Annotated in this window: 23 protein-coding genes; 18 read left to right on the plus strand and 5 right to left on the minus strand. The window is 43.2% G+C overall.

Annotated features, from left to right (window positions below):
* Positions 1-8: 8 nt before the first annotated feature.
* From OC443_RS03705 to luxS, 9 genes are all read left to right on the plus strand, one after another.
* Positions 9-281, plus strand: coding sequence for an oxaloacetate decarboxylase subunit gamma (locus OC443_RS03705; RefSeq protein ID WP_073580261.1), 273 nt, complete (start codon positions 9-11; stop codon positions 279-281).
* Between the two features lie 16 nt (positions 282-297).
* Positions 298-2,094: a sodium-extruding oxaloacetate decarboxylase subunit alpha gene (gene oadA, locus OC443_RS03710; protein WP_073580259.1), complete on the plus strand. Its 1,797-nt coding sequence runs from the start codon at positions 298-300 to the stop codon at positions 2,092-2,094.
* Between the two features lie 9 nt (positions 2,095-2,103).
* Positions 2,104-3,234 carry a sodium ion-translocating decarboxylase subunit beta gene (locus tag OC443_RS03715; protein ID WP_073580257.1) on the plus strand — a complete coding sequence of 377 codons (1,131 nt, stop codon included), beginning with the start codon at positions 2,104-2,106 and terminating at the stop codon, positions 3,232-3,234.
* Positions 3,235-3,349: 115 nt separating this feature from the next.
* Positions 3,350-4,300, plus strand: a complete 951-nt coding sequence (locus tag OC443_RS03720) for an NADP-dependent oxidoreductase (protein ID WP_073580255.1) — start codon at positions 3,350-3,352, stop codon at positions 4,298-4,300.
* Positions 4,294-4,755 carry a YqaA family protein gene (locus tag OC443_RS03725; protein WP_073580253.1) on the plus strand — a complete coding sequence of 154 codons (462 nt, stop codon included), beginning with the start codon at positions 4,294-4,296 and terminating at the stop codon, positions 4,753-4,755. Before OC443_RS03720 ends, OC443_RS03725 begins: the two co-directional genes overlap by 7 nt.
* A gap of 13 nt (positions 4,756-4,768) precedes the next feature.
* Positions 4,769-7,621: a M16 family metallopeptidase gene (locus OC443_RS03730; RefSeq protein ID WP_073580251.1), complete on the plus strand. Its 2,853-nt coding sequence runs from the start codon at positions 4,769-4,771 to the stop codon at positions 7,619-7,621.
* 107 nt (positions 7,622-7,728) lie between these two features.
* Entirely contained in the window at positions 7,729-9,312 is a 1,584-nt protein-coding gene (gene gshA, locus OC443_RS03735) for a glutamate--cysteine ligase (RefSeq protein ID WP_073580351.1), read from the plus strand.
* On the plus strand, positions 9,296-9,904 hold the full coding sequence (locus OC443_RS03740; RefSeq protein ID WP_073580249.1) for a transglycosylase SLT domain-containing protein: 609 nt from the start codon (positions 9,296-9,298) through the stop codon (positions 9,902-9,904). Before gshA ends, OC443_RS03740 begins: the two co-directional genes overlap by 17 nt.
* A 22-nt stretch (positions 9,905-9,926) precedes the next feature.
* Positions 9,927-10,445, plus strand: a complete 519-nt coding sequence (luxS, locus tag OC443_RS03745; protein ID WP_073580247.1) for an S-ribosylhomocysteine lyase — start codon at positions 9,927-9,929, stop codon at positions 10,443-10,445.
* A gap of 42 nt (positions 10,446-10,487) precedes the next feature.
* On the opposite strand, the gene OC443_RS03750 is transcribed toward luxS, so the two are convergent.
* Together OC443_RS03750 and OC443_RS03755 are read right to left on the minus strand one after the other, a co-directional pair.
* Entirely contained in the window at positions 10,488-11,759 is a 1,272-nt protein-coding gene (locus OC443_RS03750; protein ID WP_073580245.1) for an HlyC/CorC family transporter, read from the minus strand.
* An 86-nt stretch (positions 11,760-11,845) separates the two neighbouring features.
* On the minus strand, positions 11,846-12,640 hold the full coding sequence (locus tag OC443_RS03755; protein ID WP_073580349.1) for a cytochrome C assembly family protein: 795 nt from the start codon (positions 12,638-12,640) through the stop codon (positions 11,846-11,848).
* Positions 12,641-12,841: 201 nt separating this feature from the next.
* Here OC443_RS03755 and ffh point away from each other — a divergent pair, with 201 nt between their 5' ends.
* The 5 genes from ffh to rplS all read left to right on the plus strand — a co-directional run bounded on the left by ffh (position 12,842) and on the right by rplS (position 16,395).
* Positions 12,842-14,224 carry a signal recognition particle protein gene (gene ffh / locus OC443_RS03760; RefSeq protein ID WP_073580243.1) on the plus strand — a complete coding sequence of 461 codons (1,383 nt, stop codon included), beginning with the start codon at positions 12,842-12,844 and terminating at the stop codon, positions 14,222-14,224.
* A 179-nt stretch (positions 14,225-14,403) separates the two neighbouring features.
* Entirely contained in the window at positions 14,404-14,652 is a 249-nt protein-coding gene (gene rpsP, locus OC443_RS03765; protein WP_073580242.1) for a 30S ribosomal protein S16, read from the plus strand.
* A gap of 48 nt (positions 14,653-14,700) precedes the next feature.
* Positions 14,701-15,231 carry a ribosome maturation factor RimM gene (gene rimM / locus OC443_RS03770; protein WP_073580241.1) on the plus strand — a complete coding sequence of 177 codons (531 nt, stop codon included), beginning with the start codon at positions 14,701-14,703 and terminating at the stop codon, positions 15,229-15,231.
* 25 nt (positions 15,232-15,256) lie between these two features.
* A complete protein-coding gene (gene trmD, locus OC443_RS03775; protein ID WP_073580239.1) occupies positions 15,257-16,000 on the plus strand; it encodes a tRNA (guanosine(37)-N1)-methyltransferase TrmD in 744 nt (247 codons plus the stop codon).
* 41 nt (positions 16,001-16,041) lie between these two features.
* Positions 16,042-16,395, plus strand: a complete 354-nt coding sequence (gene rplS / locus OC443_RS03780; RefSeq protein ID WP_073580238.1) for a 50S ribosomal protein L19 — start codon at positions 16,042-16,044, stop codon at positions 16,393-16,395.
* An 88-nt stretch (positions 16,396-16,483) separates the two neighbouring features.
* Here rplS and degS read toward each other — a convergent pair whose 3' ends face one another.
* The 3 genes from degS to zapG form a co-directional block, all read right to left on the minus strand.
* On the minus strand, positions 16,484-17,548 hold the full coding sequence (gene degS, locus OC443_RS03785; RefSeq protein WP_073580237.1) for an outer membrane-stress sensor serine endopeptidase DegS: 1,065 nt from the start codon (positions 17,546-17,548) through the stop codon (positions 16,484-16,486).
* Between the two features lie 192 nt (positions 17,549-17,740).
* Entirely contained in the window at positions 17,741-19,108 is a 1,368-nt protein-coding gene (locus tag OC443_RS03790) for a Do family serine endopeptidase (protein ID WP_073580236.1), read from the minus strand.
* Positions 19,109-19,227: 119 nt separating this feature from the next.
* Positions 19,228-19,680, minus strand: a complete 453-nt coding sequence (gene zapG / locus OC443_RS03795) for a Z-ring associated protein ZapG (protein WP_073580235.1) — start codon at positions 19,678-19,680, stop codon at positions 19,228-19,230.
* A 184-nt stretch (positions 19,681-19,864) separates the two neighbouring features.
* On the opposite strand from zapG, the gene zapE reads away from it, so the two are divergent.
* The 4 genes from zapE (at position 19,865) to sspA (ending at position 22,898) form a co-directional block, all read left to right on the plus strand.
* The gene (gene zapE / locus OC443_RS03800) at positions 19,865-20,974 is read left to right on the plus strand and encodes a cell division protein ZapE (protein WP_073580347.1); all 1,110 of its coding nucleotides are present in this window, start codon (positions 19,865-19,867) and stop codon (positions 20,972-20,974) included.
* A gap of 252 nt (positions 20,975-21,226) precedes the next feature.
* Positions 21,227-21,655, plus strand: a complete 429-nt coding sequence (gene rplM, locus OC443_RS03805) for a 50S ribosomal protein L13 (RefSeq protein ID WP_073580234.1) — start codon at positions 21,227-21,229, stop codon at positions 21,653-21,655.
* A gap of 15 nt (positions 21,656-21,670) precedes the next feature.
* On the plus strand, positions 21,671-22,063 hold the full coding sequence (gene rpsI / locus OC443_RS03810; RefSeq protein WP_073580345.1) for a 30S ribosomal protein S9: 393 nt from the start codon (positions 21,671-21,673) through the stop codon (positions 22,061-22,063).
* A gap of 199 nt (positions 22,064-22,262) precedes the next feature.
* Entirely contained in the window at positions 22,263-22,898 is a 636-nt protein-coding gene (sspA, locus tag OC443_RS03815) for a stringent starvation protein SspA (RefSeq protein ID WP_073580233.1), read from the plus strand.
* The last annotated feature ends 18 nt before the right edge of the window (positions 22,899-22,916 follow it).

A 22,916-nucleotide genomic window follows, 5' to 3' on the forward strand; every position in this document is an offset into this window, starting at 1 on the left:
AAGGTGTGATGAATCACGTAGGGAGTTTACTGATTAAAGCCTCAACCTTAATGGTAACCGGGATGGTGGTCGTCTTTTTATTTCTTACCTTAATGGTTTTAGCCGTAACATTAATGTCCAAAATTCTTCCTGAGGAAACGCCAGAGTTACCACCAGACTCTACAGTTGGGAAAGAGGGTTCCTCAAGATCAACAGCATCCAAGCCTAAGCCTCAGGTGATTGCTGCCATTTCTGCTGCTGTTCATCAATACCGCTCATCGACAACTCATTCAAAGTTATAATAATAAGGAGTATTTCATGTCTAATTCACTAGCGTTGACCGATGTGGTCCTCCGGGATGCCCATCAATCATTATTCGCCACCCGAATGCGTATTGATGATATGTTGCCAATAGCGGCTGCTTTGGATGATGTTGGCTATTGGTCTCTAGAGACCTGGGGCGGCGCAACCTTTGACGCATGTATTCGTTTTCTGGGAGAAGACCCCTGGGAGCGCTTGAGAACCTTAAAAAAGGCGATGCCTAAAACACCAATGCAAATGTTGTTGAGAGGACAAAACCTGCTCGGTTATCGCCATTATGCGGATGATGTTGTCACGAAGTTTGTAGAAAGAGCACATAAAAATGGTATGGATGTTTTTCGTATTTTTGATGCGATGAATGATGTCCGCAATTTCAAACAAGCCGTGAAGAGTGTGATTGACGTAGGTGCACATGCTCAGGGAACCCTTTCTTACACAACAAGTCCGGTCCATAACATTGACATGTGGGTTGACCTGGCAAAACGCTTAGAAGACTCAGGTTGTCATTCTATTTGTATTAAAGATATGTCTGGTTTGTTGAAACCTTATGATGCCGAAGTTTTAATCCGGCGGATCAAATCCTCCTGCGATGTTCCTTTAGCGCTTCATTGCCATGCGACCACAGGGCTATCAACGGCAACTGCAATCAAAGCAGTTGAAGCTGGTATTGATATGATGGATACAGCGATTTCTTCGATGAGCCAGACCTATGGACATACCCCGACAGAGACGATGATTGCGATGCTTGAAGGAACAGAGCGGGATACGGGATTATCTTTGTCACAGGTTGAACCTATTGCCGCTTATTTTCGCGATGTCCGGAAAAAATATGCGAAGTGGGAAGGACAATTGAAAGGCGTTGATTCCAGGATATTAATTGCTCAGGTTCCGGGAGGAATGCTGACAAATATGGAAGGGCAGCTCAAAGATCAGGGGGCAGTTGAACGTTTGGATGAGGTACTGGAAGAAATCCCCAGAGTCAGAAAAGATTTGGGTTATATTCCATTGGTCACACCTACCTCGCAGATTGTTGGTACTCAGGCAGTTATTAACGTGTTGATGGGAGAGCGTTATAAGTCTGTCACAAAAGAAACCGCTGGTGTCTTAAGAGGAGAATATGGGGCAACGCCAGCAGAAGTTAATACTGAACTTCAGGAAAGAGTGCTTGAAGAGGGAGAGAAACCGATTTCATGTCGTCCGGCTGATTTGCTGGCAGCAGAGCTGGAAACACTGACAGAAGAATTGATCAGTAAGTCCCGTACTGAAAATATTGAGCTGGCAACTGAGCAGATTGATGATGTTCTGACTTATGCCTTATTTCCTCAGGTTGGCCTTAAATTTCTTAAAAACCGCAATAATCCAGATGCGTTTGAACCCGTTCCGGTTGCGGACAAAGAACAGGATAATGCAAAATCTGTATCCGCTGCACCAAGTGGGGTTATTGAAACTTATAGCGTCAAAGTTGACGGACAAATCTATGATGTTGAAGTCGGCCCTCAAGGTCAGCTGACGGCAATAAAGCCAGCGGGAGATGCTGAAACTCCGGCAGTTCAGACAACTGGTGCTTCTGACCCCGTACAAAGTGCTGAAGTAAAATCACCGCTTTCCGGAACGATTTTTAAGTTGTGTGTCGGAGTTGGTCAGAGCGTGGATGAAGGTGATGTTTTGATGGTGTTAGAAGCCATGAAAATGGAAACAGAAGTCCGGGCAGCTCAAAGCGGTACCGTCCATGAAATTTTAGTAAGAGAGGGTGATTCGGTCTCTACAGGTTCACTTTTGCTCACAACTGTGTAAGGAATGATCATGGACGGATTATTGACTTTGTGGGCGGAAACCGGAATTGCAAATTTTGAAATTGGTCAGATTTGTATGATTTTGGTTGGTTGTGTTCTGCTGTTTCTCGCGGTAGCAAAAGGTTTTGAGCCCTTACTTTTGCTGCCTATTGGTTTTGGCGCCATTTTATCCAATATCCCAAATGCCGGATTTACTGAGTCTGGCGGGTTGTTGTATTACGTATATCATGTGGGAATTGAATCCGGGGTGTTTCCGTTGCTCATTTTCATGGGGGTCGGGGCGCTGACAGACTTTGGGGCGCTCATCGCCAATCCCAAAACTTTGTGGCTTGGGGCCGCTGCTCAGTTAGGCATCTTTGCAACCCTGCTCGGCGCTATTTTGTTAAATCTGGTTCCTGGTATGCAATTTTCAATGGCGGATGCTTCTTCCATTGCGATAATTGGTGGCGCAGATGGACCAACAGCAATATTTCTTGCCAGCCGGCTGTCTCCTGATTTACTTGGGGCAATTGCCGTGGCTGCTTATAGTTATATGGCATTGGTTCCGATCATTCAGCCACCTATTATGCGGGCGTTGACGACGCCTTCTGAGCGTCAGATTAAAATGGCTCAGCTACGCCATGTCGGGAAACTGGAAAAGATCTTTTTTCCAATGTTAGTGCTGGTGATGACGATTCTTTTTCTACCATCGGCTACGCCTTTGGTTGGAATGTTTTGCTTCGGTAATCTGATCAGAGAAGTTGGGGTTGTTGAGCGCTTATCAAAAACAGCTCAGAATGAATTGATTAACATCGTGACTATTTTTCTGGGTTTAGGGGTCGGTTCAAAACTTCAGGCAGACAAGTTTTTAAATCTGGAAACATTGGGTATTCTGCTTCTGGGCGCAGTGGCTTTCAGTATCGGAACGGCAGGTGGCGTTCTTATGGCCAAAGCTTTAAATAAATTGTTCAAAGAGGATATTAATCCGTTAATTGGAGCGGCAGGTGTGTCTGCTGTACCGATGGCGGCTCGTGTAGTCAATAAAGTTGGTCTGGAGGAAAATCCACATAACTTTTTGTTGATGCATGCGATGGGCCCTAATGTGGCTGGTGTATTAGGATCTGCGGTTGCGGCTGGCATTTTACTGGCCTTAGTGGGGTAATTTCCTGAGATTAAGTCCCTAAGGTTTCACTGAAAATGATAAAATGATATATATTCAAAGGAATGCTTTGTCATTCCTTTTTTATTTACGACGATATAAGTAAAGGTACTTTGAAATGGAAAACAAACAAATAGCGATACCTCGCTTTGGTGATGCAGACGTGTTAACCATTCAATCAACTCAGATCCCGGAGCCGCAAGCGGGAGAAGTGTTAGTTAAAGTGGCCTTTGCCGGAGTGAATCCTATTGACGTGAAAACCCGATCTGGTTTGGGTTGGGCGGCAGCACAAAACAAAGATAATCTCCCCTGGGTTCCCGGATATGATATTTCCGGAAAAATTGTCCGTTGTGGTCAGGGAACCAGTCAGTTTGAGGATGGAGATTTAGTCGCCGGATTTGTTGGTTTTCCTGTAAGAGGGGGAGGATACAGTCAGTATCTTTGTGTGCCGGAAAGTGAGTTGAGTCTTGTTCCTTCTTCAGTCACTTTGGAAGCGGCCGCTGTTCTGCCTTTGGCCGGACAAACTGCCGCACAAGCTTTAAACAAAGCTGAAGTGAAGGAAGGTGACCGGGTGTTGATTCTGGCTGGTGCCGGTGGTGTTGGACACCTTGCTGTACAAATTGCGGTTGCAGCCAAAGCTGAAGTTTATACAAGCTGCCGTGGTGATAACCTGGATTATCTGGCGACACTGGGCGCTCACGCGATTAACTATGAATTTGCACCAGTCTCCGAACGACTGGAAGAAGTTGATGTATTGATTGACTTAATCGGAGGTGATGCTGCGCTGGACGCGTTGAAGTGTCTGAAAGATGATGCAACCGTTATCACTGTGCCAACAGTGACTGCTGAGTTGATTTGTGAAAAAGCAAAGCTATTAGGCTTTAATGCCATGGGCATGTTAGTTGACCCTGAACCTGAACAACTTGAAACCATGTTATATATGGTTGGTGTCGGGTTGCTGAAAGTTGAAATTCAACATGTCTACCCAATGAGTGAAGTAAAAGAAGCGCATCGTCAGATTGAATCTGGCCACACCAGAGGTAAAGTGTTGTTAGATATGCAATGCTAAGTCTTGTTGAGTCTGCTTTTTCCGGGATTCATTTTTCTTTTTCGGACATGCCACTCTGGGCCTTATTTTTGAGTAGTTTCCTCAGTGCTACACTGCTTCCCGGCAGTTCTGAAGCGGCATTGGTTGCAACATTATCTTTGCAACAGTATTCCCCGGTATTGATTGTTTTTCTTGCGACATCAGGTAATTCGTTAGGAGGGATAGCGAATTACTGCCTTGGTATTTGGGTTCCAAACCGAACTCAGACAAGTAAGTATGGTCATAAGTCTTTAGTCTGGTTAAACAAATACGGATACTGGACGCTTTTATTTAGTTGGATGCCTGTCATCGGGGATGCGCTCTGTGTTGCCGCAGGCTGGCTTCGTATGAAGTTTTTTTTGTCACTAGTTTGTATTGTGATTGGAAAAACTGTTCGATATATCATTTTGACCACTCTGTTTTATGGTTTTTTCTAAGAGGAATTGTGCAATGAGAAAGCTATGGTTCTGCCTTCTCTGTTTGGTTGTTGTTTCCGGCTGTACTCAAATACATCACAATGCCGGTGATGTCATACTCCCTGATGGTGTTCAATGGCTTGAAACTCAATATGAACACCCCGGGAAAGTTTCAATTCCTTATTCCAAATACCGGTTGAAAAATGGCTTAACAGTGATTCTTTCTCCGGATCATTCCGATCCACTGGTACATGTCGATATCACTTATCATGTCGGTTCAGCAAGAGAAGTTCCCGGCAGAACGGGGTTTGCTCACTTTTTTGAACATATGATGTTTCAGGGGTCAAAGCATGTCGGAGATCAGGAACACTCGCGGTTAATTACTGAAGCTGGTGGTTCGATGAATGGCTCGACGAACAGAGATCGAACCAATTATTACGAGACAGTCCCTGCCAATCAGCTTGAAAAGGTTCTATGGCTTGAGTCTGACCGTATGGGCTTTTTACTTGATGCTATCTCTCAGCGTAAGTTTGAGATTCAGCGGGATACCGTCAAAAATGAACGGGCACAAAATTATGACAACCGGCCATATGGGTTGATTTGGGAAAAAATGGGGGAAGCGATGTTCCCTGCTGACCATCCTTACTCATGGCAAACAATCGGTTATGTGAAAGATTTAGATCCTGTTGATGTGAATGATCTCAAAGCATTTTTCCTGAGATGGTACGGGCCTAACAATGCAGTCCTGACGATCGGTGGAGATTTGAATGAAACGCAGACATTGGCCTGGATTCAAAAGTATTTTGGCTCTATTCCGTCAGGACCGGCAGTTGACATGCCAAAGAAAAGACCGGTTACATTGAAGAGCGATCGTTTTGTCACCATGGAAGACAGAATACAACAGCCGATGGTTGTGATCGGCTGGCCAACAGAATATCTGGGAGCTAAGAGCCAGACTTCTCTGGATGTGCTGGCACAGGTACTTGGCAAGGGCTCAAATAGCCTTTTGTATCAGGGGCTGGTAAAAACACAAAAAGCTGTTAGTGCTGGTGCTTTTCAAAGATGTGGCGAGCTTTCCTGTACATTTTATATGTATGCAATCAGTGGTAGCGAAGGCAAAAACAGCCTGCATGCACTGTATGACGATATGCTGAGTATCGCTGAAAAATTAGGCCACGATGGGGTTGTGTCTGAGCGTTTAGATGAGATTAAAGGAATGTCTAAAGCTGATGCGATTTTTGCCTTACAAAGTGTAGATGGAAAAGTTAGTCAACTGGCTGCAAATCAAACCTTTTTCCGGCAGCCGGATCGGATGCAGGAGGAAATTCAAAATATTGAAGCGGTTTCTCCGCAATCAATTCATGATGTGCTTTCCCGGTATATTTTAAATCATCATAAAGTGACGCTAAGTGTTGTTCCGCACGGGAAAAAACGGCTGGCTGTTCAGCGGGCAAGCTTTAATGCTCCGGAACATCAGAGCGCTGTTCATCATAAAATATCTGAAGAGGATCTTCAGTATCGTCAGGTTAAAGATAATTTTGATCGTTCCGTGATGCCAGCAGTTGCTTCTCCGGTCAACGCTAAGCTTCCTCAGTTGTACAGCAGCTATTTTGATAATGGTATTGAAGTGATGGGGACTGAAACGGATGAAACCCCGACAGTACTGATTACCATCAGATTCCCCGCCGGGAACCGGTATGTCGAAACCGGTAAAGAAGGGCTGGCTGAATTAACGGCTTCTTTGATGGAAGAAGGAACCACCAATCATTCATCAGAATCAATTTTATCAGAACTCGATAAGCTCGGATCGACACTTTCTGTGTCTGCGGGGAGCTATACCACAAGTATCTCTATTTCTGCATTATCGAAAAACCTGGAACCGACACTTGCAATTGTTGATGACGTGCTCTTGCACCCCAGGTTTGCGAAAAGTGATTTTAATCGTCTGAAGAATCAGATGATTCAGGGAACCATTTATCAGCATCAAAAACTGAGCTGGCTCGCATCACAGGCAACCCGTCAGGTCTTATTTGGCCATTCAGTTTTCTCCCGTGTTTCTGATGGTACACAGTCTTCTATCTCTGGTTTAACATTAGAAGATGTCCGCAATTTTTATCATCATCATTACACACCTCATGGTGCTCAGGTTGTGGTGGTTGGCGATATTTCTGAACGGGAGGCGGTGAAGTCTCTTTCTTTCTTATCTCACTGGAAAGGTGATGTTGCCCCATTACTGGATCCTCAGTTTGTTTCATCTGATGGAGCTCAGAAGATTTATCTCGTTGATAAGCCGGGCGCGTCCCAAAGTATTGTCCGTTTTGTTCGTCAGGGGATGCCATTTGATGCGACGGGCGAACAGTTTTTAATGCAATTGACCAATTTTAATCTGGCTGGGAATTTTAACAGCCGGATGAATCAGAATCTGCGTGAAAACAAAGGTTATACCTATGGTATGCATGGGTATGTTTCCGGCAACCGGGAAACCGGAGCGATTATTTTTTCAGCTCCGGTGCGCAGAGATGCAACTGTCGGTGCAATTAAGGAAATCCGAAAAGAGCTGAAGCAATTTGGAAAAGAGGGACTTTCAGAGCAAGAGATGAAGTTTATGCGTCTCGCTGTAGGTCAGCAGGAAGCTCTTGCGTATGAGACGCCTTCGCAAAAAGCTGATTTGATTGCAGGGATTATGACGTATAGCCTGGACAACGATTACCTCCAGCAGAGGAACCGGATGATTTCTGATGTCAAACGCAGTGTTTTGAACCGACTGGCTAAAAAATGGTTTAATCCGGACGATTATCAGATTATTGTAGTCGGTGATATGAAGCAATTGAAACCGCAGCTGGAAAAACTCAATCTGCCGGTGGAGGAGCTTGAAATCATCCACTAAAGTACACATAAATAGATTACAGCCCGTGAAATGGTCGCATACGCATCTGGTCAAGGTATTTTATATTCAGGTAAATGTGCGGCTTTTACAAAAGAAGTGAAAATATTTTGACTAATTTTGCCAAGCGACTTGAGTTAATTGCTCAACAACCAGAAGTACTCAAGCAGTTTAACCGTGGTATTGAACGAGAAACACTTCGATATACACAAGATGGCTATATTGCTTTGACTACACACCCGAAAGCTCTTGGTTCGGCACTGACAAACCCGTTGATTACCACTGATTTCAGTGAGTCACTCCTGGAGTTTATTACACCAGTCAGTCAGAGTCTGCCTGCCTTATTTTCCCAGCTGTCCGATATTCATCGGTTTGCTCAGAGTAATCTGGGAAATGAAGGGCTTTGGCCGATGTCTATGCCCTGTTATATCAGCAATGAAGAAGATATTCAGATAGCTCAGTATGGTTCATCTAATATTGGCCGGATGAAGACACTTTACCGGCAGGGTCTAAAGCGTCGCTATGGTAGCCTGATGCAGGTGATTTCCGGGGTACATTTTAACTTTTCATTTTCTGAGGATTTCTGGGATGCACTTTTTGGTAAACAATCAGAAAAAGAACGGTGCGAATCACGTACGTCTGCTTATATGGGAGTCATCAGGAACTATTATCGTTTTGGGTGGTTAATTCCTTATCTGTTCGGAGCTTCCCCGGCGATTAGTTCGTGTTTTATTAAAGGCAGGGAAACTAAACTTCCTTTTGAAAATATTGGGAAAACCCTGTACTTGCCTCATGCCACATCTCTACGCTTAAGTGATTTGGGGTATACAAATAACGCGCAAAGTAGTTTAAAAATTGGTTTTAATACTCTTGAGCAGTATTTAGCCGGATTAAATCAGGCTATCAGGACGCCTTCTGAAGAGTTTTCCCGGATGGGGGTTAAGGTCGGTGATGATTACCGGCAGTTAAACAGTAATATATTACAGATAGAAAATGAGTTATATGCGCCTGTTCGTCCCAAGCGTGTTGCCCATAGTGGTGAGAAGCCCTCTGAAGCACTGGCCAGAGGTGGTATTGAATATATTGAGGTCCGCTCTCTGGATGTGAATCCTTATAGCCCGGTTGGTGTAAATGAAACTCAGGTTCGCTTTCTGGACTTATTCTTAACCTGGGCTGCTTTATCCGGGTCGGAATTTATGGATGGATGTGAGCTGGAATGTTGGCGGGATAACTGGAAAAAAGTCATTCTGGAAGGCCGCAAACCTGGTTTAGAATTACAAATTGGTTGTCATGGTGAAGTATTAACCCTGCAACAATGGGCTTTACGTGTCTTTAAAGAGTTGGAGTTGATTGCTGATATGATTGATTCTCAACTTGGCGGAAACGCATATCGTTCCGTTTGTCAGGAGTTATCTGGCTGGATTAATCAACCGGAATTAACTTTATCCGGCCAGCTGCTACACCTTATCCGTGAGTCCGGAGGATTAGGCGAAACCGGACGTTATCTGGGAGAAAAATATCGTCAGGAACATCTTGTACATCCATATTCGTTTTATACTGAGCAGCAAATGAGCGAGGAAGCTGCACGTTCTGTTTTAAGTCAAAAACAAACAGAAGAAGATGATGAGAAAAGCTTTGACGATTTTCTGGAACAATATTTTTCATATTTGAAAGCACATGAAATTTCCGTATAGAGTTTTATTGCAATTAACTGCTTCACTTGTATTATTGGGTTGTGCGACGTCTCCCCCATCTCAGGTAAGTAATCTGTGTGAGATTTTCCGTGAGAAGCCATCGTGGTATGAAGATGCTGTCGATATGGAAAAACAGTGGGGGACGCCTGTTCAGGTTGCTATGGCTTTTGTTAAACAGGAAAGCTCCTTCCGCCATGATGCACTTCCTCCAAAGGATTATTTGTTGGGCTTTATCCCATTTGGTCGGGTAAGTAGTGCCTACGGCTACGCTCAGGCTCAGGATCCGGCCTGGGAAGATTTTCAAAAAGCCACGCATCATGGTGGCAGCCGGACTGATTTTGCAGACTCGATGATGTTTATTGGCTGGTACACGCGGGAAACAAATAAGCAGTTAGGCCTGTCGATGTGGGACACTTACAATCAGTATTTAGCCTACCATGAAGGTCGTGGTGGTTTTGCCAGAAAAACATATAGCCAGAATCCATCTTTAAAACGTATAGCCCGTCGGGTTGAGAAGCAAGCCAAAGATTATGGCTGGCAACTGAAGCAATGTCGTCAGGAGCTGGAAAATAATCGGAGCTGGTTTTTCTAGCCGGCCATGGAGAAAAGAGATAATGCCACTATTAGATAGTTTTACGGTTGATCACACCAAAATGAACGCGCCAGCTGTCCGGGTTGCGAAGACAATGACGACACCGAAAGGGGATACAATCACGGTATTTGATCTTCGTTTTACGATCCCGAATCAGGATATTTTATCAGAGAGAGGGATTCATACACTGGAACACCTTTATGCTGGCTTTATGCGGGCTCATTTGAATGGACCCGATATTGAAATCATTGATATTTCTCCGATGGGATGCCGAACCGGGTTTTATATGAGCCTGATTGGTACGCCCGCTGAAGCACTTGTTGCTGAAGCATGGTTGAGTTCAATGAAAGATGTTTTGACAGTTGAAGATCAAAGTAAGATACCGGAACTTAATGTTTATCAGTGCGGAACGGCTGCTATGCATTCTTTGGATGAAGCTAAAGAAATTGCCCGGAAAATTATTGATGCAGGTATTTCGGTTAATAAAAATGATGATCTGGCTTTGCCTGAGTCATTACTGAAAGATTTGAAGATCAGTTGATATAAAAAAAGAGCTTGTGACTCACACAAGCTCTTTTTATCTCTATTTTTTCTGTTTTCCCGGAAACACTTTGACAAGTTTGATCCTGTTTTCTTCTGTTTCCATGATTTCCATCGCATGCTGGGCAACCCGGATACTTAGCTTTGTTTGAGGTATATCCTCCAGGTGTTCAAGTATCAGACCGTTTAATGTTCTGGGGCCATCCGTAGGTAATTTCCACTTCAGACTTTTGTTAATATCTCTGATATTTGCACTTCCCTCAATTAAGAAACTGCCATCGTTCTGCGGTGTGATTTCTTCAGCAAGGCTGGGAGAAATCGATGTCGTGAATTCACCAACGATTTCTTCCAGAATGTCTTCTAATGTCACCAGCCCGTTAATATCCCCATACTCATCGACAATCAGTCCGATTCGTTCTTTATTTCTCTGGAATTTAAGCAACTGTACGTTTAATGGTGTTGATTCCGGGATGAAATAGACTTCATCCGCGGCTCTGAGAAGCATTTCTTTATTGAATTCGTTTTTATCCAGCATCAGGCGGAATGGGTCGCGAAGTTTTAAGATACCCACGACTTCATCAATATTATCTCTGTAAAGGACGACACGGCCATGTGGTGAATGTGTGAGCTGACGGACGATAGATTTCCAGTCATCGTTGATATTGATTCCGGTGATTTCATTGCGGGGCACCATGATGTCATTCACAGTCACGTGTTCCAGATCCAGAATTGAAATCAACATGTCCTGGTGGCGTTTGGGAATCAGCCCGCCGGCTTCATTTACAACCGTTCTTAGTTCTTCTGAGCTCAGATTATCTTCACTGGAATGTTTGGGAGAAACTCCCAGTAGCCGGATGAAGCCATTCGTTATCAAATTAACGAAAACGACGACTGGCGATAACAGTTTCATCAAAATACTTAATACAATGCTGCTTGCATAAGAAATTTTTTCCGGATACAGCGCAGCCAGTGTTTTAGGTGTCACTTCAGCAAACACAAGGATAACAAGTGTTAAAACACCTGTGCCGATCGCTACCCCGAGATTTCCACCCAGTCGCATACCCAGAATAGTTGCAATAGCAGAAGCCAGAATGTTGACCAGGTTGTTTCCGATGAGAATCAGTCCTATCAACCGATCAGGACGGCTTAGCAGCTTTTCTACTCTCTTGGCACCACGGTGTCCGGTATTAGCCAGATGTTTCAGGCGATAACGGTTCAGTGCCATCATGCCGGTTTCTGAACCTGAAAAATATCCTGAGATAATGATGAGACATGCAAGTAGTGTAAATAAAACACCTGTCGATATGTCGTCCAAAATGTATTGCTTCCTTATGCTACTGTTAACTAATTTATGTCTGAAGATTTATATGATGTCAATTTGGAATCTTTCAACCAGTCCGCTTAATTTAAGATGACTTCTCTCACAAATCTGCTACCAAAGTAAGCTAAAGTTAACAAAAACGCACCAGTGATCGTCAGCCATGTGACTTTTCTGCCGCGCCAGCCTTTATGATAGTGTCCCCACAGCAGGACAGAATAAGTAATCCAGGCCACAAATGACAGTATTCCTTTGTGAGCTTTGCCTTGAGCAAACATTTCCTGAACAAAAGTGAAACCGGTAATGAGTGTTCCTGTCAGTAAAATATTACCAATGAGTATAATTCGGAACAGTTGTCGTTCAATCAGTAATAAGGGAGGAAGGTTAGGGTTAATTGCCTGTAGCTTTTTATGTTTCAGTTTATGATCGAGCCAGGTTAACTGAAGCGCGTATAGTGCACCTATGGTTAACGTGGAATATGAAAGTAATGCGAGAGAGATATGAATCAGTAAAGGCGGTTTGTCTGATAAATGGGTAATAAATGAACCTGGCAGATAAGTTGCCGCTAATATGTTGATAGCAGCAAATCCATAAATCACCGGCAAAATGAACCATAAGCGTGTCTTGCGCATTGTGATTGTCATCACGAAGCAAACAATAAAGCTAATGAGTGATGCGACGTTTAAAATACTCAGGTTTTGACCATTACGATGAAGGATTAAATCAGCCAGCAACCAGCCATGGAAAAACAACGCAACGATCGCGCATAAAATGACTGCTTTTGCTTTGATTCCAGTTTGATTCACTAAACCCGGAATCGTTGTTGCAATAGCAAGAAAATAGAATGATGAGGTAACTATTGCGATTATGTGGTCCATATCTTTCATCAAAGTAATTGCTAAGTTGATGAATTATACATAGGTCAATCACATTGAGCCACGATTTGAATACTGCATTTGATGATTTCTTTCGTGGGGAAGTTGATCGTCTGATGAAGTAAACATGACAATTTTTCTGGCTAAGGTATACTCATTGCCAGCTATTATTATCTGAATTGCATTCCAGTAAAGAGAAGCAAAATGTTTGAGAACTTAACGGATCGATTATCCAAGACACTTAAAAATATCAGTGGTAAGGGTCGCCTGACCGAAGACAATATCAAAGAGACACTCAGAGAAGTCCGGATGGCTCTTTTAGAAGCTGATGTCGCTCTTCCTGTTGTCCGGGAATTTGTTAACCGGGTAAAAGAAGGTGCAGTCGGCGTTGAGGTATCTAAGTCGCTGACTCCCGGGCAAGAGTTTATCAAAATTGTGCAATCTGAGCTTGAAGCTGTCATGGGAGAGTCAAATGAAGAAATTGACTTAGCGGCTCAACCTCCGGCAGTCATTTTAATGGCTGGTTTGCAAGGGGCTGGTAAAACCACGAGTGTCGGCAAGTTATCTAAATTGCTGACTGAGCGGGATAAGAAAAAAGTGCTTGTTGTTTCAGCTGACGTTTATCGTCCCGCGGCAATCAAGCAACTGGAAACGCTTGCTACTGATGTCGGTGTTGATTTCTTTCCTTCTTCTCCGGAACAAAAGCCTGTACAGATTGCAGAAGCTGCCATTGACCATGCGAAGAAAAAGTTTTACGACGTATTGATTGTCGATACGGCGGGTCGTCTGGCAATCGATGAAGAAATGATGAAAGAGATTCAGAGTCTTCATTCTGTTGTGAATCCGGTTGAGACTCTTTTTGTTGTTGACGCCATGACCGGTCAGGACGCTGCCAATACCGCGAAGGCATTTGGTGATGCATTGCCACTAACCGGTGTGATTCTGACTAAAGTCGATGGTGATGCCCGTGGTGGTGCTGCCTTGTCTGTCCTGCATATTACCGGTAAGCCAATTAAATTCCTTGGTGTTGGTGAAAAAACAGATGCGCTGGAACCTTTTCACCCTGATCGGATTGCTTCCCGGATTCTGGGAATGGGTGATGTACTGTCACTGATCGAAGATATTCAGCGTAATGTTGATCAGGATAAAGCACAAAAGCTTGCTCAGAAATTTAAAGAGAAAAAAGGGTTTGATCTGGAAGATTTCAGAGAACAGCTTGGGCAGATGCAAAATATGGGTGGCATGATGGGAATGATCGATAAATTGCCCGGTATGGCCAACATGAAAGATGATATTAAGGGAAAAGTTGACGATAAAATGTTTAAGCAAATGGAAGCAATTATCAGTTCAATGACCATGAAGGAACGTCAAAACCCGGATATTATTAAAGGCTCCCGTAAAAAGAGAATTGCTTCTGGTTCAGGGACGAAGGTCCAGGATGTCAACCGCTTATTGAAGCAGTTTACCCAAATGCAGAAAATGATGAAAAAAATGCAGAAGGGCGGCATGAAAGGCATGATGAGAAATATGCAGGGTATGATGGGAGGACTTGGCGGCGGAGGCGGTTTCAACCCATTTGGCCGCTAACGTTTTTGGTAGTGAATTATGATGGCTAAAAAGTAGCTAAAAACCTTGCAATGTTGCGGAATAAGGGTAAAATTCCGTGGCTTTAAATTGGCACGAGACCCCAAACTATTTCTTAAGTGAATCACTGACAAATAGTATTTGGGGTTAATTTTATTATGTAAGAAAGCAAAGAGGACGATATGGTAACCATTCGTTTGGCACGTCACGGCGCTAAGAAGCGTCCATTCTATCAAATCGTAGTTGCGGATAGCCGCAAAGCTGCGACAGGTCGTTTTATTGAAAAAGTAGGTTTCTTTAACCCTACTGCGGCTGGTCAGGAAGAAGGACTTCGTTTAGATCTGGATCGAGTAAATCATTGGGTTTCTCAGGGTGCATCTCTGTCAGATCGCGTCGCTAAGCTTGTAAAAGATGCACAGAAAGCTGCTTAATCCATTGATGATGGTAAAGAGTAGCGTCTATGAAAGGTAAAAAGCGCGATGAGCAAACACGAAAATAAGATTGTTATGGGTAAGTTTGGTGCTACTTATGGCATTCGTGGTTGGTTAAAAGTGTTTTCCTACACGGACACCCCTGAAAGTATTTTTGATTACAGTCCCTGGTATATAAACCGAAAAGGGGAATTAGTCGAATATAAAGTAGATAGCTGGAAACGCCATAACAAAGGGATGGTCGTTAAGCTTGAAGGGTTGGATTTGCGTGAGGATTCTCACCTTCTGACTAACTTTGAAATTTTGGTTAATTCAGATTCACTACCTGAACTGTCAGAAGATGAGTTCTACTGGCGAGAATTGTTTGGAATGCAAGTCGTAACAACTACGGGTTACCACTTGGGTGAGGTTACAGATTTAATGGAAACCGGTTCAAACGATGTTTTGGTTGTGAAAGCTAATCTTAAAGATGCTTTTGGGCAAAAGGAACGTTTAATACCGTTTCTTGAAGAGCAAGTGATTCGAAATATCGATCGCGAAGCTCAACGGATCGAAGTTGACTGGGATCCTGGGTTTTAACTCTTAAGACAGAGCGGGAAAAATTATGTGGGTTGGCATTATAAGCCTGTTTCCTGAAATGTTTCGTTCTGTTACTGATTTTGGAGTTACAGGTCAAGCGGTATCTAAGGGGCTTTTATCTTTAGAGGTTTGGAATCCCCGGGATTTCACCCATGATAAGCACCGGACTGTGGACGATAAGCCCTATGGTGGTGGACCTGGTATGCTGATGATGGTTCAGCCATTACGTGATGCTATCCAGGCAGCGAAAAACGCTGCGCCAGACAAAGCAAAAGTGATCTACCTCTCTCCTCAAGGCCGTAAATTAGATCAAAGCGGTGTTGAAGAACTGGCTGCAAATAAGAGTTTAATTCTGATTTGTGGTCGATATGAAGGGGTCGATGAGCGTGTAATTGAGTCTGAAGTTGATGAAGAGTGGTCTGTCGGTGACTTCGTCATGACTGGCGGTGAACTGCCTGCAATGACAATCATTGATTCAGTATCCCGTTTTGTTCCCGGAGTGTTAGGGGATTTTGCTTCAGCGGAAGAAGATTCTTTTGTGAATGGTTTACTTGACTGTCCACATTATACGCGGCCAGATATTCTTGATGGGAAGAGTGTTCCATCCGTATTGAAATCTGGTAATCACAGCAATATTCGTCAATGGCGATTGAAACAGTCTTTAGGCCGAACTTGGCTGAGAAGACCAGAGCTCCTGGAAAACCTAGCTCTGACTGACGAACAGGAACAGTTGCTGGTGGAGTTTATTGAAGAACACCACGAACAGTAACTTTTATTTATTGAGTATCAGTTTATTCTAGGAAATTTATAATGAGTAATATCATCAAGGCTCTTGAAGAAGAGCAAATGAAACAAGACCTGCCAAAGTTTGGACCAGGTGATACAGTTGTTGTTCAGGTAAAAGTTAAAGAAGGTGAGCGTGAGCGTTTACAGGCCTTTGAAGGTGTTGTAATTGGTGTGCGTAACCGTGGTCTGCATTCTGCTTTTACTGTACGTAAAATTTCTAACGGTGAAGGTGTTGAGCGTACGTTCCAGACACATTCTCCAACTGTTGACAGCATTGAAGTTAAACGTCGTGGTGCAGTACGTCGTGCCAAGTTGTACTATCTGCGTGAACGTTCTGGTAAGTCTGCTCGTATTAAAGAGAAGCTTGCTAAGAAGTAATGCTATTCTGGTAAGTATTTTAAAGCGGAGCTGGTGCTCCGCTTTTTTATGCCTTTTACTTTTTGAGTATATCGATACCGATTGTTATCTACTCTCTGGTATCTTCCGCGACGGTGACTGGAAGCGTAATACTTTTCCCTTTTCTGATAACTTCGACATTGATTGTTGTGCCTGGCCTGAGATCAGTCACAATATCCATCACGCTATCCCGTCCATTTAATTTATGCCCATCAATCTTGATAATGATATCCTGAGCTTTGAATCCAGCCTTATACGCAGGTCCATTTGGATCAACGCCAAGCACAATAATGCCTCCAACGTGTTCGCTTCCCAAAAGGCGGGAAGCAACAGAGCTTACATCTTGCCCGTCGATACCTATGTATCCGCGGATCACTCTGCCGTCAGCGATGATTTTTTCCATGATTTTATTCGCTAACCTGTAAGGGATGGCAAAAGAGATACCATAAGTTTCGAGATCTGTTGCCTGTTGAAATGAAGCGGTATTAATTCCGACAAGTTCTCCCTGAGTATTGACTAAGGCACCACCTGAATTACCTTCATTAATTGCTGCATCTGTCTGGATGAAGGCCTGTCTTCCGTCAGCACTAATTGATGAACGGCCTGTCGCAGATATAATGCCGAAAGTCGTTGTTTGTCCCAGGTTGTATGGATTTCCAATAGCAAGAACAATATCTCCAACCTGAGGGGAATAGTCAGGAGACTGAGGGATAACCGGGAGATTACTGCCTTCTATCCTGAGTACTGCAATATCTGTCCGGCGATCTTTGCCGACTAATTGTGCGGCAGCGACTCGCCCATCCTGCAGGGCGACAATGACTTGATCTGCCTGAGCTATGACATGATAGTTGGTGATGATATAACCTTTTTCACTTACGATAACGCCAGAGCCTAACCCTTGAGTTGATAATTTTGCACGGTTATTTTCTGTATATTTTCGGCTGTATATATTCACTACCGCCGGCGCTGCTTTACGTACCGCTTCGTTAAAAGAAACCTGTAAAGTGCCAATATCAGATGGTTCTGATATTTGTTGAGACGGAAACAGGTGAACTCTCAGAGAGGGAACAGACAATACGACAACTGCAGCAGTCAGAATGCCGAGTCCTATAGAACGAAGTATATACGCTACCATGCTTTTCAATTCACTCTCTGTTTAGCTTAGTTTTACAAGAAGTTTATGGTCACGATAAGTGAAGCGTTGTATAACTATATCGTTTGTATCATGTTGATAAAGTAGTACAAGTATGAGCAGGGAGGATAACATTGTCTGAGTTAATAAGAAACGGACCTTTCGCAATAAAAGATCCGTTTGATGAATTAAAGATTAGCGAATGACCAGGTAAATAGTTCTGTCTCCACGCTGGATATTCAGTGCCAGAATATCCGGATCTTTATCAAGAATTTTTCTTAGTTGTGCTATGTTTTTAATTCGTTGGCGATTCACACCAATAATAATATCTCCTTCCTGAAGCTGATAGCGCTCCGCCGGAGAGTCTTTTGCAACTTTAGTGACCTTCACACCTTGGATTGAATCACTGTCTATTGTATTGGACAGCTCTGCCCCGGCCAAACCTTTGTGTAAGTTTTCCGCTTTGGTCTTTGTTTCATTCTGTTCACCGAGTGTCACATCAAAAGTCATTGATTTGCCATCCCTCAGAATACCAATTTTCACACCTTTACCGGCACCGAGTGTCGCGACTTTTGCCCGAAGCTCAGAAAAGGTATCAATTTTCTTGTCATTTACAGAGGTGATGATATCACCGGCTTTTAATCCTGCTTTATCAGCAGCACTATCCGGTACCACTTCACTGATGAAGGCACCTTTACTGGATTCATATCCCATTGCCTTCGCTAATTCGGAAGTAACCTCACCCCCCTGAACACCAAGCATGCCACGTTTGACTTCACCAAATTCAAGAATCTGGTCGGTCAGGTTTTTCATCATATTTGAAGGAATGGCAAATCCAATACCGATATTTCCGCCATTTGGTCCAAGAATTGCGGTGTTAATACCGATCAATTCCCCTTTCAGGTTGACCAATGCACCACCAGAGTTACCACTATTGATAGCTGCATCTGTCTGGATAAAATTCTCAAAATTCTCAATATTCAGGCCACTTCTGCCTAAGGCTGAAATAATGCCTGAGGTAACGGTTTGTCCCAGGCCAAATGGGTTTCCAATTGCTACGGAGAAATCGCCGACCCTGATTTTGTCTGAGTCAGCAACTTTTATTTCTGTCAGGTTTTTTGCTTTATTCAGTTTGATTAAAGCAATATCAGACATTTTGTCTCCACCAACTAGTTCGGCATCATATTCCCGGCCATCATGCAATTTCACACGAATTTTATCTGCACTATTGATGACGTGATAATTTGTAACCACGTAACCTTTATCTTTATCGATGATGACACCGGAGCCTAAGGCTTTGAAGGGGCGTTCTTGCAGCTTTTCCGTTGGAAAGTCAGGTCCAAAGAAAAACCTGAATTGTTCCGGAAGGCGCTGACGGGATACCTGAGTGCCTTCAACAGCGATACTGACAACAGCTGGTGTTACTTTTTCAAGCATTGGGGCGAGACTGGGAACCTGTTCCCCGTTGACTGCCAATGGTAAAGCAGCACTTGCTGGTAATGGGGTAATGACAGAGCTAATGCATAATGATAGAGCGGTTAATGCAAGTAAAGGTTTTTTCATCCTAAAACTCCTCTTCATAGAACGCCTTTATTAACTTCTTGAGCTGTGTTTCAACAAAAAGTATCAAAGGAATAAGTGTGTTTTATGACTCAAAAACCTTAACTTAGTTCACAAATTTTTTAGTTGCTTTGTACACCAACGATATCTTTTGAGTGGATAATCGGTTTATCTTCTGAACGTAGCAGTCCGGTTGCTTCTGATGCATAATCCTTAGGTGGCTGCTCTGGTTGAGGGTTTTTATCCTTCTCAGTGCTTTCAACCGGGCTATGCTTAGCGATTGTTTTTATAAACGGATTATCCTGTTCAGGAAGATTAGGAATTAACTCGGAAGAGGTTTTTGCTAAATGTTGATATAGCTTAGTGTAGTCTTTGCCAATTGCATCCAGCATTTCTGCCGTCTGAGCAAAATGATCAACGAGTTCCTGACGTTGCTGTTCAATAGTAAATTTTGCACTGTCTAAGTCTTTTTGCAGGGATTTTTGATTTTTATATTGTGGTGTCGTCAGACGGGTAATAATAACACCGGCAATACATCCGGCCAGTAATCCCACAATTGCGTATATCCAAGGCATAACAGTTCCTTATAGTTATTTATACCCAAATCACCTTGATAACAATTCCTGAAGTGATTTGGGTATAACATACCTTTTGCTTGCAACAACTCGTACTTGGGATATGGTACTATGAGTTTCCTGATGGATAAAGTGAAAGAATGTCACATATCTCTTATAGCCTGTTGTGTTAAAAAATAATCTTATGACTCCAAAACAACGTTATCATTATGATTTAGCAAATAATGCATTTCAGATAGACAGCGCACAGTCTGACGCGATTGATGTGTTGGATGAGCTCTGTTCTCAACTAAATGAGTTTTTGTTACCCCGGGTACAGTCACGTCATACTTTTTTTTCGAAGATCTTCAGGAAAAAAACGATTGAGCAACCTGTACCGAAAGGTGTCTATTTGTGGGGAGGGGTCGGCCGGGGGAAAACATACCTGATGGACATCTTTTTTGAGTCTCTTCCTGCGTCACGAAAAATGAGAATGCACTTCCACCGGTTTATGTATCGTGTTCACGATGAGCTCAAACAGTTAAAAGAAGTGGCTGACCCATTGAAGGTAGTTGCACAGCGTTTTAAGAATGAGACAGATATTATCTGTTTCGATGAATTTTTTGTCTCAGATATCACGGATGCGATGATTCTGGGCACTTTATTTCAGGCACTGTTTGCGCAGGGAATCATTCTTGTTGCAACCTCAAACATACCGCCACACCTGTTGTACCGGAATGGATTACAGCGTGCCCGGTTTTTACCGGCGATTGAATTAATCGAAAACCATTGTCACATTATTAATGTTGATAGTGGTGTCGATTACCGCTTGAGAACTTTAGAGCAGGCAGATATTTATCATTTTCCAAATGATGATAAATCGAGAGCTGATCTTAACCGATATTATGACCAGCTTATTAATCAGCAGGGAAATGAGTTTGAAGGAAGCATTGAAATTAATAACCGCCGTATTCCAATCATTAAAGCGAGTCATGGCGTATTACTGATAACATTTGAGCAGTTGTGTGAGACGATGAGAAGTGCGGCTGACTACATAGAAATGTCTCGTTTGTACCATACAGTAATATTAGCTGATGTAAAGCAAATGAGTGAAGTGATGGATGATGCAGCCCGTCGATTTATTGCGTTGGTTGATGAGTTCTATGAACGGCGTGTCAAACTGATTATTTCCGCTGAAGTTGCCCTGGAGCAGCTGTATTCCGGGGGACGGCTTGAATTTGAATTCCAGCGTTGCCAGTCTCGTTTAACTGAAATGCAGAGTCGTGAATATCTTGCCAGAGAGCACTTATCTTAGCCGATGACTTAGCCAGATAATCAGTTTAAAGAAAAATGCCTGTTTTTAAAGAAAAGAGGTGATTTTTTCTTCTCTCTTCTCTATAATCCTGCGACCCACCGTTACTGCAGACCTTTTTTGAGCATTATAAGTTCAAAAGCAGGGTCGAGAGTGCCAACCGCTCGAAGGGGTGATGAATGGGCTCTTAGACAGTGTGGGAGTATGGTTTGTACTCCTTGAAATTTAAACTGAAAGAAACGGGTTATTATTAGCATGAAAACTTTCGTTGCTAAACCAGAAACTGTAAAACGCGACTGGTATGTTGTAGACGCTGAGGGGAAAACTCTGGGTCGTCTGGCAAGTGAAATTGCATCTCGCCTGCGTGGCAAGCATAAAGCTGAATACACTCCTCACGTTGATACTGGTGATTACATCATCGTTGTCAATGCTGAGAAAGTTACTGTAACTGGTAACAAAGCGAAAAACAAAATGTATTACCGTCACTCTGAGTTTCCGGGTGGTTTGAAATCAATCTCTTTTGACAAGCTGATTGATCGTAAACCGGAAATGGCGATTGAGCTGGCAGTAAAAGGTATGCTACCACGTGGTCCTCTTGGCCGTGCTATGTATCGTAAGCTGAAAGTTTACGCTGGCGCTGAGCATAACCATGTTGCTCAACAACCAAAAGTACTGGACATCTAATTGGGGATTACGAAAATGGCAGAGAATCAATACTACGGCACAGGCCGTCGCAAAAGCTCAGCTGCACGTGTTTTTATCAAACCAGGCAGCGGCAATATCGTCATTAACAAGCGTAGCCTAGACGAGTATTTTGGTCGTGAGACTGCTCGCATGGTTGTTCGTCAGCCTTTAGAGCTTGTTGAAATGACTGAGAAGCTTGATCTTTACATCACTGTTAAAGGTGGTGGTATTTCAGGTCAGGCTGGTGCAATTCGTCACGGTATTACTCGTGCACTAATGGAGTTCGATGAGTCTCTTCGTCCAGCACTTCGCGCTGCTGGTTATGTGACTCGTGATGCTCGTCGTGTTGAACGTAAGAAAGTTGGTCTTCGTAAAGCACGTCGTCGCCCACAGTTCTCAAAGCGTTAATATCGATTTACGATTTTATAATGCAAAAACCCGGCTTCTGGCCGGGTTTTTTTATATGATAAGATTTTTGCAGTAGCGCAAAGAGTGTTGGCGTGGTGTGCCGCGATTGTGTTACTATACCGTGCTGTTTTTAATCAATACTGAACTATCAATGGAGGCTTCGCTCCATTGTTCTATCTTTATATATGCTGGAGGATCCATGGCTGTTGCTGCCAATAAACGTTCTGTGATGACGTTATTTTCAAGTGCTTCTGATATTTATAGTCATCAGGTAAGAATTGTTCTGGCTGAAAAAGGTGTAAGTGTTGAAGTTGAGTTAGTTGATGAATTAAACCTGCCTGCGGAACTTATAGAGTTAAATCCATATAAGTCTGTTCCGACTCTTGTTGATCGTGAACTTGCGCTTTATGACTCGAAAATTATTATGGAGTATCTGGATGAGCGTTTTCCGCATCCTCCTTTAATGCCTGTCTATCCAGTTGCACGTGGTAATAGCCGTTTGATGATTTATCGCATTGAGAAAAACTGGTATTCATTGGCTGAAAAAATTGAGAATGGCAAGCCTGATGAAGCTGATTCAGCGCGTAATAAATTACAAAATGATTTGTTAACTTTAGCGCCGGTGTTTGCAGAATTCGAATACTTCATGAGTGAAGAGTTTAGTCTGGTTGATTGTTACCTGGCTCCTTTGTTGTGGCGTCTTCCTGTTCTGGGTATTGAGTTAACTGGCCCGGGATCAAAGGAACTGAAAGTTTATATGAATCGTGTGTTTGAACGTGATTCGTTCCTCGCATCTCTGACAGAAACCGAGCGTGAAATGCGTTTATCCCGTTAATTAATTCTGGGTATTGAG

Source organism: Vibrio quintilis (assembly GCF_024529975.1).
Classification (GTDB): Bacteria; Pseudomonadota; Gammaproteobacteria; order Enterobacterales; family Vibrionaceae; genus Vibrio; species Vibrio quintilis.

Bases quoted from the DNA above. Each gene is read 5' to 3' on its own strand.
- OC443_RS03705 (WP_073580261.1), top strand. From the start codon at position 9: ATGAATCACGTAGGGAGTTTACTGATTAAAGCCTCAACCTTAATGGTA.
- oadA (WP_073580259.1), top strand. From the start codon at position 298: ATGTCTAATTCACTAGCGTTGACCGATGTGGTCCTCCGGGATGCCCAT.
- OC443_RS03715 (WP_073580257.1), top strand. From the start codon at position 2,104: ATGGACGGATTATTGACTTTGTGGGCGGAAACCGGAATTGCAAATTTT.
- OC443_RS03720 (WP_073580255.1), top strand. From the start codon at position 3,350: ATGGAAAACAAACAAATAGCGATACCTCGCTTTGGTGATGCAGACGTG.
- OC443_RS03725 (WP_073580253.1), top strand. From the start codon at position 4,294: ATGCTAAGTCTTGTTGAGTCTGCTTTTTCCGGGATTCATTTTTCTTTT.
- OC443_RS03730 (WP_073580251.1), top strand. From the start codon at position 4,769: ATGAGAAAGCTATGGTTCTGCCTTCTCTGTTTGGTTGTTGTTTCCGGC.
- OC443_RS03740 (WP_073580249.1), top strand. From the start codon at position 9,296: ATGAAATTTCCGTATAGAGTTTTATTGCAATTAACTGCTTCACTTGTA.
- luxS (WP_073580247.1), top strand. From the start codon at position 9,927: ATGCCACTATTAGATAGTTTTACGGTTGATCACACCAAAATGAACGCG.
- OC443_RS03755 (WP_073580349.1), bottom strand. From the start codon at position 12,640: ATGGACCACATAATCGCAATAGTTACCTCATCATTCTATTTTCTTGCT.
- ffh (WP_073580243.1), top strand. From the start codon at position 12,842: ATGTTTGAGAACTTAACGGATCGATTATCCAAGACACTTAAAAATATC.
- rpsP (WP_073580242.1), top strand. From the start codon at position 14,404: ATGGTAACCATTCGTTTGGCACGTCACGGCGCTAAGAAGCGTCCATTC.
- rimM (WP_073580241.1), top strand. From the start codon at position 14,701: ATGAGCAAACACGAAAATAAGATTGTTATGGGTAAGTTTGGTGCTACT.
- trmD (WP_073580239.1), top strand. From the start codon at position 15,257: ATGTGGGTTGGCATTATAAGCCTGTTTCCTGAAATGTTTCGTTCTGTT.
- rplS (WP_073580238.1), top strand. From the start codon at position 16,042: ATGAGTAATATCATCAAGGCTCTTGAAGAAGAGCAAATGAAACAAGAC.
- degS (WP_073580237.1), bottom strand. From the start codon at position 17,548: ATGGTAGCGTATATACTTCGTTCTATAGGACTCGGCATTCTGACTGCT.
- OC443_RS03790 (WP_073580236.1), bottom strand. From the start codon at position 19,108: ATGAAAAAACCTTTACTTGCATTAACCGCTCTATCATTATGCATTAGC.
- zapG (WP_073580235.1), bottom strand. From the start codon at position 19,680: ATGCCTTGGATATACGCAATTGTGGGATTACTGGCCGGATGTATTGCC.
- zapE (WP_073580347.1), top strand. From the start codon at position 19,865: ATGACTCCAAAACAACGTTATCATTATGATTTAGCAAATAATGCATTT.
- rplM (WP_073580234.1), top strand. From the start codon at position 21,227: ATGAAAACTTTCGTTGCTAAACCAGAAACTGTAAAACGCGACTGGTAT.
- rpsI (WP_073580345.1), top strand. From the start codon at position 21,671: ATGGCAGAGAATCAATACTACGGCACAGGCCGTCGCAAAAGCTCAGCT.
- sspA (WP_073580233.1), top strand. From the start codon at position 22,263: ATGGCTGTTGCTGCCAATAAACGTTCTGTGATGACGTTATTTTCAAGT.